This is a genomic window from Enterobacter sp. BIDMC 26 (assembly GCF_000534435.1).
Classification (GTDB): domain Bacteria; phylum Pseudomonadota; class Gammaproteobacteria; order Enterobacterales; family Enterobacteriaceae; genus Enterobacter; species Enterobacter ludwigii.
Genome location: NZ_KI973182.1, coordinates 1,497,115 through 1,511,259, shown reverse-complemented (window position 1 = coordinate 1,511,259; position 14,145 = coordinate 1,497,115). Strand labels below are relative to the sequence as shown.

General features: G+C 52.7%; 15 protein-coding genes. 10 read left to right on the top strand and 5 right to left on the bottom strand.

All coding sequences use genetic code 11. From position 1 onward, the window contains the following. Positions 1 to 59 precede the first annotated feature (59 nt). From L462_RS16150 to dsbG, 9 genes are all read left to right on the top strand, one after another. Positions 60 to 899 (top strand): hypothetical protein, encoded by an 840-nt coding sequence (locus L462_RS16150; RefSeq protein WP_032678185.1) that lies wholly within the window; start codon positions 60 to 62, stop codon positions 897 to 899. After that, positions 896 to 1,621 (top strand): hypothetical protein, encoded by a 726-nt coding sequence (locus L462_RS16155; RefSeq protein WP_032678184.1) that lies wholly within the window; start codon positions 896 to 898, stop codon positions 1,619 to 1,621. Before L462_RS16150 ends, L462_RS16155 begins: the two co-directional genes overlap by 4 nt. Positions 1,622 to 2,039: 418 nt before the next feature. Continuing rightward, complete coding sequence (locus tag L462_RS0123420; protein ID WP_080964462.1) at positions 2,040 to 2,468, top strand: WapI family immunity protein; 429 nt, start codon at positions 2,040 to 2,042, stop codon at positions 2,466 to 2,468. 479 nt (positions 2,469 to 2,947) lie between these two features. Further along, positions 2,948 to 3,367, top strand: a complete 420-nt coding sequence (locus tag L462_RS16165) for a hypothetical protein (RefSeq protein WP_014170113.1) — start codon at positions 2,948 to 2,950, stop codon at positions 3,365 to 3,367. A gap of 5 nt (positions 3,368 to 3,372) precedes the next feature. Next, positions 3,373 to 3,930, top strand: a complete 558-nt coding sequence (locus L462_RS16170) for an RNA polymerase sigma factor (protein WP_172425432.1) — start codon at positions 3,373 to 3,375, stop codon at positions 3,928 to 3,930. 87 nt (positions 3,931 to 4,017) lie between these two features. After that, a complete protein-coding gene (locus tag L462_RS16175) occupies positions 4,018 to 4,389 on the top strand; it encodes a hypothetical protein (protein ID WP_020884108.1) in 372 nt (123 codons plus the stop codon). Positions 4,390 to 4,436: 47 nt separating this feature from the next. Continuing rightward, complete coding sequence (locus L462_RS16180) at positions 4,437 to 6,470, top strand: protein-disulfide reductase DsbD family protein (RefSeq protein WP_032678181.1); 2,034 nt, start codon at positions 4,437 to 4,439, stop codon at positions 6,468 to 6,470. Between the two features lie 7 nt (positions 6,471 to 6,477). Further along, entirely contained in the window at positions 6,478 to 7,089 is a 612-nt protein-coding gene (locus L462_RS16185) for a DsbA family protein (RefSeq protein ID WP_032678180.1), read from the top strand. A gap of 42 nt (positions 7,090 to 7,131) precedes the next feature. Further along, on the top strand, positions 7,132 to 7,890 hold the full coding sequence (gene dsbG, locus L462_RS16190) for a thiol:disulfide interchange protein DsbG (RefSeq protein ID WP_032678179.1): 759 nt from the start codon (positions 7,132 to 7,134) through the stop codon (positions 7,888 to 7,890). 45 nt (positions 7,891 to 7,935) lie between these two features. Here dsbG and L462_RS16195 read toward each other — a convergent pair whose 3' ends face one another. From L462_RS16195 to L462_RS16205, 3 genes are all read right to left on the bottom strand, one after another. After that, complete coding sequence (locus L462_RS16195) at positions 7,936 to 9,228, bottom strand: glycoside hydrolase family 10-like protein (protein ID WP_032678178.1); 1,293 nt, start codon at positions 9,226 to 9,228, stop codon at positions 7,936 to 7,938. A gap of 7 nt (positions 9,229 to 9,235) precedes the next feature. Next, positions 9,236 to 9,523 (bottom strand): VF530 family protein, encoded by a 288-nt coding sequence (locus L462_RS16200; protein ID WP_014170105.1) that lies wholly within the window; start codon positions 9,521 to 9,523, stop codon positions 9,236 to 9,238. Positions 9,524 to 9,676: 153 nt separating this feature from the next. Then, complete coding sequence (locus L462_RS16205; RefSeq protein WP_020884113.1) at positions 9,677 to 11,167, bottom strand: UbiD family decarboxylase; 1,491 nt, start codon at positions 11,165 to 11,167, stop codon at positions 9,677 to 9,679. 115 nt (positions 11,168 to 11,282) lie between these two features. Here L462_RS16205 and L462_RS16210 point away from each other — a divergent pair, with 115 nt between their 5' ends. After that, positions 11,283 to 12,167 carry a LysR substrate-binding domain-containing protein gene (locus tag L462_RS16210; protein WP_032678177.1) on the top strand — a complete coding sequence of 295 codons (885 nt, stop codon included), beginning with the start codon at positions 11,283 to 11,285 and terminating at the stop codon, positions 12,165 to 12,167. Here L462_RS16210 and L462_RS16215 read toward each other — a convergent pair. Continuing rightward, positions 12,158 to 13,069, bottom strand: a complete 912-nt coding sequence (locus L462_RS16215; protein ID WP_032678176.1) for a LysR family transcriptional regulator — start codon at positions 13,067 to 13,069, stop codon at positions 12,158 to 12,160. The genes L462_RS16210 and L462_RS16215 overlap by 10 nt on opposite strands. Positions 13,070 to 13,082: 13 nt before the next feature. Further along, the gene (locus L462_RS16220; RefSeq protein WP_014170098.1) at positions 13,083 to 14,069 is read right to left on the bottom strand and encodes an MBL fold metallo-hydrolase; all 987 of its coding nucleotides are present in this window, start codon (positions 14,067 to 14,069) and stop codon (positions 13,083 to 13,085) included. Positions 14,070 to 14,145 lie beyond the last annotated feature (76 nt).

Below are 14,145 nucleotides of genomic sequence, written 5' to 3'. Positions count from 1 at the left end.
GTGTTTCATTTATTTGCATTTAAGGATTATTCTTAAGGAAATTTTTAAGGATAAATCACATGACGCTACCAAATGAGATAGATTTTTTGTTACGAGTTGAGTCTGGTAAGAGTTTGGTCGATATGAACTACGCCCTCGACACCATGAAAGGTTTTTCTTCGACTATTAGTGCTGTTTCTGAGGGGGCATTATCAGAACCTGAGGAATTTAAATCTAAAAGTAGTATTGCAGACGATATACGTACCGAGTTGTTAGAGGGTTTTTTAGGTTCGTATGTACAAAAATTTCGCTTGAAAATTAATGACCCTGTCAAAGAATTGAAGCTCAAGAGAATGAGTAATTCTGTATTAGCAGAGTTGATTACATATTATGTTAATGAGGTGCTTTACGCAAAACAACCTGAACTTTCAAAAAAAGCGGATAAGCATATAAAAAAACTTGAGCCTATCGAAAGCAAAATAATTACAAGAATATCTTCTTGGGTAGAAGATATGCATACGCTTTCAATAAGGAAAGACTATTCAGTAAAGTTGTATCGATTGACCGATGCGAAGAAATTTGTTTTATTTGAAGTCAATAAAACAACGTATGGAAATGCTTTTGAATTGACCGAGGATGCTGATATAACAGAAATTGAAGCTGTAATATCACGATTTAATATTTTTACGGGTAATGGAAGGTTATTAGTTAATGGGGACAATTCGACAATTCCATTCGGCTTTGCTGGTGCGTACAGTAAAGTAAAAGGTGCTGATAAGCAGAAGATTTCTCGAAACCTGTCAGCAAACACAGCAGTCGCTGATGAAGAACGGGTAAACATAACACTATCGGTAAAACCTAAAAGAAATAAGTCAAATGAAATAGTGAAATATGTGGTGTATGAGGTTGAACCTTCATGAAACGGGGGTTTTGGCTGTACATAATCTTTGTTACTGCAGGTTTTATACTGCTGTTGATTTCGTCATATGTAGGATGGTTCTTTGTTCATTTAAGTAGAAGTCTTTCACCAAGTGGTGAGCAATGGGGGCAGTTTGGGGATTTCTTTGGTGGAGTGCTGAATCCCATCCTTAGTTTCATCACTATTTGTATTTTAATAAAAACTTCAATTTATCAGGAAAAACACAATTCACTTTTGGAGCAAAGAGAAAGAATTAAAAGATTTGAAGATCGATTCTACGGCATGATTGGACAGGTTAAGAATAATTTTGATAAATTAACGATTAACCTGAATGGTGAAGAGAGAATAGACGGAAAAAAAATCCTAAAAATCATGGAAGATGCAATATTTTCAAATAACCAAACTGAATTTCTGAATGCTAATGGTTTCAAGGAGAATATATTCCCCGTGGTAAGGCAGTTTTATCTTCTGTTGAAGATGTTAGAAACTGAATATGCAAGGGGCGATATTAGTGATGAGTCCATTTTAGAGTATAATCTATGGTTAATAAACTCCACAGATTATGATATATTGAGGTTTGTAATTTTAAGTTCTTATTATTATGATACTATACAAGCTTCTAAGTTTATTGTCGGAAACAAAAGGTTTATTGATGAGGTTAAGAGGTTGGGATTCGAAAAATATATCGAAGCAATCATTAAGTATAAATCTATGCAAAGTTAAAGCTTGTTATGCTCATGCATGTTCCTCCAAATGACAAGTCTTTTATACAATATTTACTATATTATATTGTTAATTTTATTGAGTATAAGCGTGACTTAGCAATTTGGTAGCCGCTTCAATAATTCCAAAATAAAAGCCCCTAAATTGAGGGGCTCAAGTTTTGATGTGGTCAATATGTGGACATTTCCTGAAATAAATCCTTTTATTTCATTGTGTTGAGAAGTTTCCAAAAGCTCCTGAGGGAGCCTTTTTAATGTCTGGCGTAACTGGAAAATCGCGACAGCACCCAGGTTGCAGCTTGTGGAAGACAGGAAAAACAAAGGCAATTATATTTACAAGTCTTATCGTTTTGAGGTTCTGTTCAGGGAGACTAACTGAACAATCATGTATTTTCAGTACATGCCGTGAAGAGGGGATCATGATAGATATCACAAGTGGTGACAGGCACCTTAAATTAACGCCCTATGAAAGGCTGACTGAAGAGGAGGTACCTGCCTATAGCCGTATTATGGTATGGGTTGAATTCTCGGTCCCTGTCTTAAAAACTGAGTTTGCTGCAGAGTTTTTTGTCGGTCAGCTAGAGCAGTTCAGGAATGATACACATGCTCTCCACCAGGCTTTAAAGACAGGGATAAAGTGTAAAGATATTAGTTTAACCTCGGCATTCGAGCAGGTTATGCTTAAGTTTCATCAGGCGCATTTTGCCGGTGCTGTTGCCGTTAGTATGGTACTGAAACCTGAAAACCATGCTGACAGTATTACCCTTGACGATTCCTTCGAGATTGATGAGAGTTACTTTCCCGACATGCTCTCAGGTCTGGATGACATCATTTCATGGCAAAACTGATGCCTGGATTAAGCAAAAGACCGACACTTAAAATGCAGGTCGTTTTATTTCTTAAGAGGAAAACGGCGCATCACATTTCAGTTATGCCTGGAGCCTCAGTTGCCGGAGCCCGTCACCCGGCAAAAAGAGCGCTATACCAACGGCGAACTGGTAAGCATATGGTATGAGTGACTTTAAGCCTTTTAACGACCAGCGACTTCACCCGTTTAGGTGGCATGCTAAACCCGCTATTATCCTCACTCATTTTCCTTGCGTTGTTGGCAATCATCCTGGCCGTTATCGCCACCGCATTAGTTAAACGAATTTTTCGTACGAGATGATGTGTCGGGAGGCGACGCATAGCGCCCACCCGTCGTGAGTGATATGCGTTAAAATCCATAAGCACAAAAAATTTTATATTCTCCCCAGCAATATTTCCCCGCCTCATCCGTCTACCTCATCACAAGCCATAATCAATCACTGTAAATGAGGTAAACACCATGAGAGATTTCGATATGCACGGAAGAGGGCACGGACGCGGGTTTGGTCGCCACCGTATGGGTAAAGGGCTGGTGATAGGTGCGGTAATCGTCCTTGTGCTGGGACTGGTGGTCATGACCCTGTGGAATGCCTTACTCCCGGCCATTCTTGGCGTGAAAGCCATCGGTTTCTGGCAGGCGCTGGGAATTCTGGTATTAAGCCGGATCCTGTTCGGCGGGCTGGGTTTCCGCCCGGGGATGTTCGGCGCGCACCGTCGTATGCACGAACGCTGGATGAACATGACCCCCGAACAGCGTGAGGCGTTTATTCAGCAGCGTCGCGAAGGTTTTGGTCGCCATGGTCGCGGGCATTGCGGCTGGCACGGTCATCGTGAAGATAAACGCGACGACAGCGCGCCAAAAACGCCGGAAGCAGAGTGAGCGAGATGAAAACCGGGCTGGCGGGAGAGTCATTGCTGATGTCGGCGCTCAATGCCTGCCGCGCCCGGCTGAAAGCCTTTATCCGCGGACGAACGTCCGTGCGCGATGATGCCGACGATATTTTGCAGGAAGTCACCTATCAGCTGATGAAAGTGGAGCAGCCGGTCGAAAACGTCGCCGCCTGGCTGTTTCGCGCGGCGCGTAATGAGATGACCGACCGGGCACGAAAAAAACGTGAGGTCTCTCTTTCAGGATATTTTACCGGGGATGATGAGGACTTCCCCGAAGATGAACTGGCGGAAACCCTGTTCGGTGTCCCGCATACGCCGGAGGAGGAGTACCTCAAAACGCTGCTGTGGGAAGAGCTGGGTCAGGCGCTGTCTGAACTTCCGCCCCCTCAGCGCGAGGTTTTTGAAAAAACGGAGCTCCAGGGCTACAGCATTAAAATGCTGGCAGAGGAAACCGGGGCCAGCGAGCAGGCGCTGTTATCGCGTAAGCACAAGGCGGTGCTTTTCCTGCGCACGCGACTGCGGGACGTCTATGATGCGCTGACCGGTGACTAACGCCGACAGACAAAACCTTACATTGTCAGGACTTGTAGATTCATCACTATCGTTTATGATCGGGGCGTCTGGTAAATTTGGAACGTTATGCGCAACCGTCAGCTTCTGGGAAAATGGCTTTTGATAATCACATGTCTGGCGATGGCTATTTGCCTGGTGCAGCGTGCGGTTTATCTCAACCATTTTTTGCAGGGACTGGATCCGCAAACGACCCTGATTGCTGATGCCCCGGTTCAAACCAACGACGCTGAGCCGTCCGGGCCATCGCCGTGTCAGTTAGGCGCACACTCGCTGCTTTGTGCTCAGCCACTGTTCTTTGATGGTGCGCTACCGGCGATTATCATCTTCTTCGCGCTACTTCAGTTGCTTACGCAAGGGCGGGCATGCGTTCCGAGAGAACAGCCCGTTCATGCACCGCCTCCCCGAATACACCTCAAAAACTGCGTTTTCCGTGAATGAAAAGCATCGTCACCACACGATAATTTTCACTATTCACGGAGTAAAACATGTTTAACCTCTTCAGGGGATTCGTCTTCCTGTGGCTGTCCTGCATCGGCATTGTCCATGCGGCGGATACAGGCTGGCTGGTTTCCCCGCAAAACGATCATGCCCGGATCCGCGTTCAGGCGGAAAGGGAGCAAAACCGCATCCTCGCGCTGCTCACCGTTGAGCTGCAGCCAGGCTGGAAAACCTACTGGCGTTCACCCGGCGAGGGCGGCGTAGCCCCGAAAATCACCTGGCCGGCTGGCGTAACGGATGACTGGCACTGGCCGGTGCCTTCGCGCTTTGATATCTCCGGGATGACCACCCAGGGCTATCACGATAAGGTCATCATCCCCATCACTCTCGACGGTGCGGCGGGGGATGCGCTCGACGGGACGCTTACCCTTTCCACGTGCAGTAATGTCTGTCTGCTGACGGACTATAAGCTGCACCTTGATTTTAACCAGCCGGTGGATGAGGGATTCAGCCACGCGTTTGAACGCGCGATGCAGGCCATTCCCGCGACATCTGGCGTGTCCGCAGACCTGTCAGCCTGGTTATCAGACGACAAGCTGATCATTACGGGAACCACGCAAGGGCAATGGGACAAGCCGGGGATCTATTTTGACCCGCTGGAAGGCGACATTCTTCCCGGTGAACCGACCCTCGAAGCCGACGGCAATCAGCTTCGGGTAACGGTGCCCGTGACCGATGAGTGGGGAGATAAACCCACTTCGCTGCAGGGAAAAGCGCTGTCGTTTGTGCTCACCAATGGCGATAAAGCGCAGCAAACCGTGATGACCGTCGGGGCAACGCCCGCGGAACCGTCAGCGGCGGGCGTGTCTGAGGGAACCGGCAAAATGGTGCTCTTTGCGCTACTGGGCGGGTTGATTCTGAACCTGATGCCTTGCGTGCTGCCGGTGATGGGCATGAAGCTCAACAGCGTGCTCCATGCGGGCTCAGACAGACGGATGATCAGGCTCCGTTTTCTGGCAACCAGTGCCGGGATCCTGGTCTCCTTTATGCTTCTGGCCGCAATGGTCACCGCGCTTAAGCTGACCGGTGCCTCGCTGGGCTGGGGTATTCAGTTCCAGAATCCGTGGTTTATTGGCCTGATGGTTGCGGTGACCTTCCTCTTCGCACTCAATCTGTTCGGGGCGTTTGAGATGCTGCTGCCTTCTGCCGCCGCAGGACGGCTGGCAACGGCAGGGGGAACGGGGCTTGCCGGCAGTTTCTGCGAAGGGATGTTTGCAACGCTGCTGGCCACACCATGTTCTGCGCCGTTCCTCGGCACGGCGGTGGCCTTTGCCCTTGGCGCACCGCTGCATTCCCTGTGGCTTATCTTCCTGATGCTCGGCGTGGGGATGAGTTTGCCTTGGTTGTTCGTTGCACTGGTTCCAAAAACCGCCATGCTGCTGCCAAAACCCGGTCGCTGGATGAACGGCCTGAAGATTATTCTTGGCCTGATGATGCTGGCTTCCAGCCTGTGGCTGGTGACGTTGCTTAGCCCTCATCTGGGTGAGGCGGTGAGCCAGAGCGTGATGTTAGTGCTTATCGTCGTCGCTATCGCACTGCTTGCGATGACCGGGCATAAAACCTCGCCACTGTTCTGGTGCGTGGTGATCGCGCTGTCAGCCTTTGGCGGGTACCAGCTGCGCGGGTTGCTTACCTCACCGCCTGTAACAAACACCGCAAGCGTCGCTCAGGCAATCCCGTGGCAACCGCTAAGTGAAGATGCTATTCAGGGTGCCCTTGCGCAGGGCAAACGGGTCTTCGTGGATATCTCCGCGGACTGGTGTGTTACCTGCAAGGTGAACGAGCATCGGGTGTTGAATCAGCCTGACGTTATTGCCGCGCTTAGCCAGCCGGACGTGGTGGCGCTGCGTGGCGACTGGAGCAAGCCTTCAGCGTTTATCGCCGAATTCCTTGAAAAGCGAAACCGTTACGCCATCCCGTTTAATGAGGTGTACGGCCCGGGCTTCCCTGAGGGGGAGATGCTTTCGCCGCTGCTGGATAAAGACACGCTTATTGCCACCCTGAACAACGCTAAAGGCTAAATGTATTATGAAAAGAATCCTTATTACGCTTCTGCTACTGTTGACCTCAGCGCAGGTGATGGCGGCGCAGACCATGACGCCGGAACAGGAGCAACGTGCACAGAAGATGGTTTATGACTTTCTGTTTAACGACCCGGACTCGCCGCGCATTGGCGCTAAGGATCCGAAGCTCACCCTGGTGGTCTTTACGGATTACAACTGCCCGTACTGCAAGAAATTCGATCCTTACCTGGAAAAGATCGTCGAAAAACACCCGGATGTGGCGGTGGTATTTAAGTTTTTGCCTTTCCGGTCGGAAAGTTCACTGACCTCAGCACGCGATGCCTTAACCGTCTGGCGCTCGCATCCTGAGCAGTTTATGAAATTTAACCATACCCTGATGGCCAAAAAGGGATATCACGATGACGCCAGCATTCAGGAGGCGCAAAAACGGGCCGGGGTGAACGTCACAACGCCTGATGATGAGAGCCTGGTGACGATCAAACGCAGCCTGATCATCGCCGAAAAGATGGGTATCCAGGGAACACCGGCCACGCTGATTGGCGACGGGTTACTCCCGGGCTGGGTTCCTTTTGAACAGTTCGATGAAATGGTCAGTGACGCACTGAAAAATCGTTAACGTGAAGGGGGCGGTTCGCCCCCAATGATCCCGGAGCGGAAAATGAAAAAATTACTGTTACTGTCGGTGCTGGCAACGTCAGGGCTGGCACAGGCCGCTGAAGCGATACCGGATGTGGTGAAGCTCTTCAGCGAGCAGCAGAATATCAAAATCATTAAGAAAATTGATGCGCCAGGGGGCGCGCCGGCCTGGCTGGGGCAGTATCAGGATATGGGCGTTACGCTGTTTTTAACCCCTGACGGCAAGCACGTAATTTCTGGCTATCTGTACGATGAAAAAGGAAAAAACCTGAGTGAAGGCTATTTCCAGAAAGAGATCTACGCCCCGATGGGACGCGAAATGTGGAAGCAACTGAATGCGGCGCATCCCCTGAAAGAGGGGGCGGATAACGCTCCGCGCAAAGTCTTCGTCTTTGCCGATCCGTTCTGCCCGTACTGCAAGCAATTCTGGTCCGAGGCGCAGCCGTGGGTGAAGGCGGGCAAGGTGCAGCTTAATACGCTGCTGGTGGCGTTTCTCAACCCCAACAGTGGGCGTAATGCCTCCGCTATCCTGAATGCGAAAGATCCCGTTTCGGCATGGCGTGATTACGAGCTTTCTGGCGGGAAAAAATTGCCAAAACCGCAGGGCACTGCATCCCGTGAAACCGTCGACATACTGCAAAAACACCAGACGTTAATGGACAACCTGGGCGCGAACGCTACGCCCGCCATTTATTATCTGAATGCCGATAATGAGCTTCAGCAGGTGGTCGGCATGCCGGATGAAAAACAGCTTGAGGCGATGTTTGGGCCGAAGCCGTAGTCAAAAACAGGCAGAAACAGGGTGTTTCTGCCTGATGTTGACCGGTCAGCTACCCCAGCGTCCGCGCAAGTAGCTGACGGCTTCCTGCGTCTGCGGCTGGTTAAGATAATCTTCGCGGAACAGGATCGTGCCATTCACGTTGGGCAGTGAATCGTTCAGATCGAGCTGTTTTTTCAGCTCCGGCACGCCGCCCTGAACCGTCCAGTCCGGTTCATTTTTCGACGGTTCACCTACCTTGTAGAACGCAATGCCGATATACAGGCGGGTATGCGTCGGTTTCACCACCTCTGCCCACCATTTCGTCAGCACGTCATAGCGCGCCGCATCCCGGGAGAAAGGCCAGTAAATTTGTGGCGCGATATAGTCCAGCAGACCCTGCTGCACCCACTGACGCGTGTCGGCATAGGATTCATCGTAGGCTGCGGCACCGCGCGTGTCTGAGCCTGCCGGGTCGAATGAGCGGTTACGCCATACGCCAGCCGGGCTGACACCAAACTCCACGCCCGGTTTCGTCTGCTTAATGGCCCGGGAGACCTGCACAATCAGCTGCTGTGTATTGTGGCGGCGCCAGTCTGCTTTAGAGGCAAATCCCTGACCGTATTGTCTGAAAGTCTGCGCGTCATTGAGCGCGGATCCCGGTGATTCGGTATAGAAATAGTCGTCAAACTGCACGCCATCAATGGGATAGTGCGCAACCACTTCGGTGACCACCTGCGTTATCCAGTCACGCACTTGCGGAATGCCGGGGTCGAGCACAAAACGATCGCCGGCAATACGAATCCATTCCGGGTGCTGGACATAAACGCTGGAAGGCTGCAATGACGACGTGCGGTTCAGCGCGGCAATGGTCGACGGTTTGGTATTGGTTGAAACACGGTAAGGGTTGAACCAGGCATGGACTTTCATGCCGCGTTTGTGCGCTTCATCGAGCATAAACTGCAGCGGATCGTAGCCCGGGTACTCGCCGATATTGCCGGTGAGCATATCTGACCACGGCAGAATTTTAGACGACCAGAGCGCCGTGCTGTCCGGTTTGACCTGGAAAAACACGGTATTGATACCGAGGTGCCTAAGCTTGTCGAGCTTGTTCGTCAGGGCCTGTTTTTGCATCGCGATACGGTCTTGCGCATCGCGGCCATTCACTGAGGCCACCGGGGGCCAGTCCAGGCGTGAGACGGTTGCCAGCCAGATCCCACGCATCGGCTCGTTAGCCTGCTGGGTCGGTTTGCTCGCGGTCGGGAGAGGCGTTACCAGTGATTTTGGTGGTTTTGAGGAGCAACTAACAAGTAAAAGTGCGCAGGCAGTCAGCGCACCAATCCGTTTTACATGTCGCGTCATTTGCGTTTTAGCTCTTGGTTATCCGACTGTTAGCCCAGGGGTTAAAGGCGGGTTCGTCCGGTTCTGCGATCCCCTCATCATTCAGGGAATCAAGATACAGGGCTTCAACTTCTGCGCGAGCCCAGGGCGTGCGGCGCAGAAATTTCAGGCTCGATTTAACGCTTGGGTCTTTTCTGAAACAGTTAATTTTGATTCGATCGCCCAACTCACTCCAGCCATATCGTGCAACCAGGGCATTGACCTGCATCTCCAGCGTTACGCCATGTAAAGGGTCTTTAGAAAGGTGTGCAGTCATAAGCGTCCGGATGTCTCAGTTCTTGTGGGGTTGGGGTTAACGACGAAAGGGTACAAGAAAGCAGGGGAAGCGGCAATTTCCCTTTTTGCCTGCGATGAAAAACAGAAGAGCGTATGACCCGAAAGCCATACGCTCTTTTGTATCGCGAACGCGCTAGTCGTGTTTTGTGTCAAACAAATCTGGTGCCCACGGACGTGGGTCAACCTCCATAAACGGCGCGCGTTCGAAGCGGTCCTTCAGCGCCCACGGTACCGTGCAGTCGAAGATGGTCTTACAGGAAATGCCGTTTCCGCGAATCGACGTGCTGTAATCCGGCGACTGCGACGGATCCAGCTGGTGGCCGCGGATCCCTGGAATAGTGGTGATGCTGACATCTCCCTGCATGCGGGTGGTCATCGCCCACAGGATGTCGTCGCTGTCGAAAATATCCACGTCTTCGTCGACAAGAATGATGTTTTTCAGCTCGGAATAGGTCGCGAGTGCGATAAGCGCCGCCTGTCCCTGACGTCCTTCATCGGATGGCTGGCGTTTTTTCACCTGCAGAATGCCGAGGAACTTACCGCCGCCCGCGGTATGCGCATAGACATTTTGCAGGAAGCCCGGAATGGCCTCTTCAACGGCATTGCGGATGCTGGCCTCCGTTGGCAGGCCTGCGAGCGTGGTGTGCTCTTCACCTGGCCCCACCAGCGTTTGCAGGATTGCCTGGTGACGCAGGGTGACGGCTTTCACTTTGATGACGGGCAAAGAAGGGTTTGCCTCGCCGCAGTAGCCCGGAAACTCCGGCATCGCATGGCCACTGTTGGTATGCTGGTCTTCTCTAACGCGCACGCCTGGCAGCAGTTCGCCTTCGATAATGATTTCAGCCCGCGCGATCGCTTTCTCTTTTACCGCCACGCCCTGCACCAGTTCGACCGGTTTCTGACGCAGCGCCCCGGCAACGCCCAGTTCGTTATAACCAAACGGCGTCGTGGGCGCTTCAAAGCAGGCGCCGATATAAATCGCCGGGTCGAGCCCCATGTTGATCGTCACCGGCAGCGGTTTTCCGGCTGCTTCAGCCTTTTTACGAAAGACCTCAATGTGGCGCCCCGCGGCCAGGAACATGGAAAGCTCATCGCGCTCCTGAACGCAGAGACGGTGAATCGTGACGTCAGTCAGCGAACTGTCTTCCGGATCGCTTGCCAGTACCAGCCCCAGACAGAAGAACGGGCCAGCATCAATCGGCGTGTTGGTCGGGGCCGGAAGCAGTTTACGCAGATCAAAATCAGGATCGTCAGCGTAGAATACCTGCTCCTGGCAAGGGGCCTGCGATGCCGGAACAACAACCGGCGCGATCGGGTTTTTCACGGCCTGACCGACGTGCTGCGCGAGCGTCGAGGGTTCACATCCCAGAAGGAGTGCCGCTCTTTCCCGGCTGGCGTGCATGCCCACCAGGATACGCGAATCCGGATAGCCTTTAACGTTATTGAACATCATGGCCGGGCCCGTTCGGGTAGGGCGTTTCACCGTGCCGCCCGCACCAATGTGTCGATAAACACCCGCCAGCTCCGCGTTGGGATCCACCGGATGATCCGTTTCAATATACTGTCCTTCGTGGCGTTGCAGTAACGCGATGGCACTTCTGAGATCGTTGACTGGGCTTTCCATTTTTTTCCTCCCGTGTTTGCATGCCTCCATTTTTATGGCAATAGCCCATAGCATCAATTGCATCATTACTGCTATTTTGATAATAAATTTATTATCGAAAATTCGGGGAAGCGTTATGCAATTTCGTCAGATGCGTAATTTCATTGTCGTTGCGGAAGAGCTTCACATGCACCGGGCTGCGGAGCGCCTGAACATGGCACAACCCGCGCTGAGTCAGCAGATTAAAACGTTAGAGGAACGGTTAGGCGTTACGCTCTTTAGCCGGGCGAACCGCCGTTTAACCCTGACGCCGGCCGGTGAAGCTTTCCTGGAGAAAGCCAGGCTGGCCATCGCCCTGACGGAACAGGCGGTACTGGACGCCAGACAAACGGCGAGGGGGGAGCAAGGGGTGTTGAATCTCGGGTGCGTATCGAGCGCCATGTTTGACACCAGGCTGCCTGCCGCGCTGCGCCAGATGCACAGTCGGTGGCCTGCCATCACCATGTCGCTAATGACGGGGAATGTGCAGACGCTCTATAGCGCCGTGCAAAGCAACCAGCTGGATGTGGCCATCATCCGGGCGCCGCTGCCGTCTCTGCCTGACGACCTGCAAAGCCGCCCGTTTACGTCCGAGAAAACGGTGCTGGCGCTCTCTTCACAGCATCCTCTGGCAAAATCGTCCGCGCTTACGCTCGCCTCGGTGAAAGACGAAAAATGGATCTCCCTGCGCGACCCGAAGGGAATGGGCCTCGAACAGTACTTCTATGACGTTTGTTACGGTGCAGGTTTCCAGCCTGAGGTGGTACAAAACGCCACCGACGTACCTACTGTCATCAGCCTGGTCTCTGCGGGGTTTGGCATGGCGCTACTGCCGGTCTCCGCCAGGGCAGTCAGCGTGGAGAATGTCGTGTACGTCGACATCATTGACAGGCTCAGGGAAAGCGAGCTGAAGCTGGTGTGCCACAGGATCATTCGCTCAGAGGTGTTAAAGAAATTCCTGCATACCCTCGATCACATCTGACGTCCCGCGGCCAGCAGCAGTTGCTCGCGCAGCCAGAGGCTTGCCGGATCCTGACTGTTTTTCGGGTGCCAGTACATGCTGATGGTAATCGGCTGCAGCGGCAGCGGCGGGGGAAAGATATCCAGCGTCGAGGCAAAGCGTTGCAGCATACGTTCCGGTAAGGTGCAGAGCAGGTCCGTGCTGGCGACAAGCGGAGGTGCCATGGCGTAGCTCTGCGTGGACATCACCACGTTGCGCTGATACCCCAGTCCGCCCAGGGTTTGATCCACAAAGCCGGTAAACGGGTCACCCTCTGAAGAGACCACCAGATGAGAGAGTGCGCAATAGTGCTCCAGATCCAGTGGCCCGACACCGCGGGGGTGGCCTTTTCGCTGGGCTGTTGCAAACTGGTCATCGAAAAGTTTACGTCTTACCCAGCCGTCGTGCGCGCCGGCGCTCACACCGATATAGACATCCACATCACCCTTTTCCAGCTGCTGTGGCAGGGTTGCCATTTCTGGCAGCGCGAATCGCAAGCGGATCCCCGGGGCATGGGCCCGGAACTGATTAAGCAGTTCGGCACCCAGCATCAGGGCCGGATTTTCATGCAGGGCAATCACAAATGTCCGCTGGCTGGTTTGCGCATCAAAGGTGGTGGGGGCAAACATCGCGTTAATGCCCTGCAATACGGTCACGACCTGCGGCCTTAGCGCCTCCGCTCTGGGCGTGGGCAACACCCCACGTCCATGTGGGGAAGGGATAAACAACGGTTCGCCAAAGAGCGAACGCAGGCGCGCCAGACGGGAGGACATCGCGGGCTGGCTGATGCCGAGCCGCGCGGCCGCATGGGTGATGTTCTGATCCTGGAGCAATGCATCCAGCGTCAGGATCAGGTCGATATCCATCTCAGCAACGGGCGTCATCGTGTTATCCGTTTTACTTTGCGCTGTGGCTGTCGCGATTGGTGTAGGTGACGGGCACCCAGGCGTAACCGCCGTGCTCGCCTTTTGTGACGTAACCGATACCCGGGAACGGCAGGTGGGGTGCTGCGACAAGGTCTCTGTTTTTCACAAAATCAGCAAAAGCATCCTGGCGGACACGTGCCGCACCGTCCTGATCCTGGTCGTAGGCGATGGTCACGGCGGGCTGCGGGAACTGTACCGCCGCGACGTGGATAATATCGCCGACAAAGGTGATTTTCTCGCCTTTACTTTCCAGCGTATAGAAGGCCGAGCCAGGCGTATGGCCCGGATGAACCGTGCCGGTTATCCCGGGCAGAAGCTGCGAGGTTCCGGAAAAAGGAACCACCTTGCCGGCATCACGATACGGTTTTAAGGTTTTCTGCGCGACATCGAAGTAGTTCTGGTCATAGCCGGTTTTTTTCTGATTATCGTTGTTAAAGAAAAAGTCGATGTCAGGTTTGCCGACAAAAACGCGCGCATTGGTAAACACCGCCTTGCCATCTTTGACCAGGCCACCGGCATGGTCGGAGTGTGCATGGGTCAGTAAAATCTCGGTGATGTCCTGCGGCGCGATCCCCTGCGTTGCCAGACTCTCAATCAGTCGCCCGCCGTTACCGGGGCCAAAAAGCTGGCCTGAGCCGGTATCCACCAGAATCTTGTGGCCGGGTAGCGCAATCAGAAAAGCGTTAATGGACGCCTCTACCGGGTTGGTCTGGAAATTTTGTGTGAGCAACGCATCGGTTTTCTGCGGGGTCGTCCGACGAAGTAATTTGTGCAGGTCTTGCGCCACGGTACCGTCGGTAAACGAGGTCACCATAATATCGCCAACCTGCACACTGTACCCCCCGGCAGGCTGTTTAACCACGTGCTGGGGCGTTTCTGCCGAAGCCTGAAGCGCAGGGTAGAACAATAACGAACTGGAAATCAGCGTTGTCAGGGCAAGTTTTTTTACGGTCAGCATAAGGGTCTCCTTCAGAAAGAGCTCATCTTACTTCTCCGTAAAATTATATGAACCCGCCTGATAATGATAGGACCTA

What these genes read in the sequence shown, in the direction of transcription:
- L462_RS16150 (WP_032678185.1), top strand. Translation starts at nt 60, where the DNA reads ATGACGCTACCAAATGAGATAGATTTTTTGTTACGAGTTGAGTCTGGT.
- L462_RS16155 (WP_032678184.1), top strand. Translation starts at nt 896, where the DNA reads ATGAAACGGGGGTTTTGGCTGTACATAATCTTTGTTACTGCAGGTTTT.
- L462_RS0123420 (WP_080964462.1), top strand. Translation starts at nt 2,040, where the DNA reads ATGATAGATATCACAAGTGGTGACAGGCACCTTAAATTAACGCCCTAT.
- L462_RS16165 (WP_014170113.1), top strand. Translation starts at nt 2,948, where the DNA reads ATGAGAGATTTCGATATGCACGGAAGAGGGCACGGACGCGGGTTTGGT.
- L462_RS16170 (WP_172425432.1), top strand. Translation starts at nt 3,373, where the DNA reads ATGAAAACCGGGCTGGCGGGAGAGTCATTGCTGATGTCGGCGCTCAAT.
- L462_RS16175 (WP_020884108.1), top strand. Translation starts at nt 4,018, where the DNA reads ATGCGCAACCGTCAGCTTCTGGGAAAATGGCTTTTGATAATCACATGT.
- L462_RS16180 (WP_032678181.1), top strand. Translation starts at nt 4,437, where the DNA reads ATGTTTAACCTCTTCAGGGGATTCGTCTTCCTGTGGCTGTCCTGCATC.
- L462_RS16185 (WP_032678180.1), top strand. Translation starts at nt 6,478, where the DNA reads ATGAAAAGAATCCTTATTACGCTTCTGCTACTGTTGACCTCAGCGCAG.
- dsbG (WP_032678179.1), top strand. Translation starts at nt 7,132, where the DNA reads ATGAAAAAATTACTGTTACTGTCGGTGCTGGCAACGTCAGGGCTGGCA.
- L462_RS16195 (WP_032678178.1), bottom strand. Translation starts at nt 9,228, where the DNA reads ATGACGCGACATGTAAAACGGATTGGTGCGCTGACTGCCTGCGCACTT.
- L462_RS16200 (WP_014170105.1), bottom strand. Translation starts at nt 9,523, where the DNA reads ATGACTGCACACCTTTCTAAAGACCCTTTACATGGCGTAACGCTGGAG.
- L462_RS16205 (WP_020884113.1), bottom strand. Translation starts at nt 11,167, where the DNA reads ATGGAAAGCCCAGTCAACGATCTCAGAAGTGCCATCGCGTTACTGCAA.
- L462_RS16210 (WP_032678177.1), top strand. Translation starts at nt 11,283, where the DNA reads ATGCAATTTCGTCAGATGCGTAATTTCATTGTCGTTGCGGAAGAGCTT.
- L462_RS16215 (WP_032678176.1), bottom strand. Translation starts at nt 13,069, where the DNA reads ATGACGCCCGTTGCTGAGATGGATATCGACCTGATCCTGACGCTGGAT.
- L462_RS16220 (WP_014170098.1), bottom strand. Translation starts at nt 14,069, where the DNA reads ATGCTGACCGTAAAAAAACTTGCCCTGACAACGCTGATTTCCAGTTCG.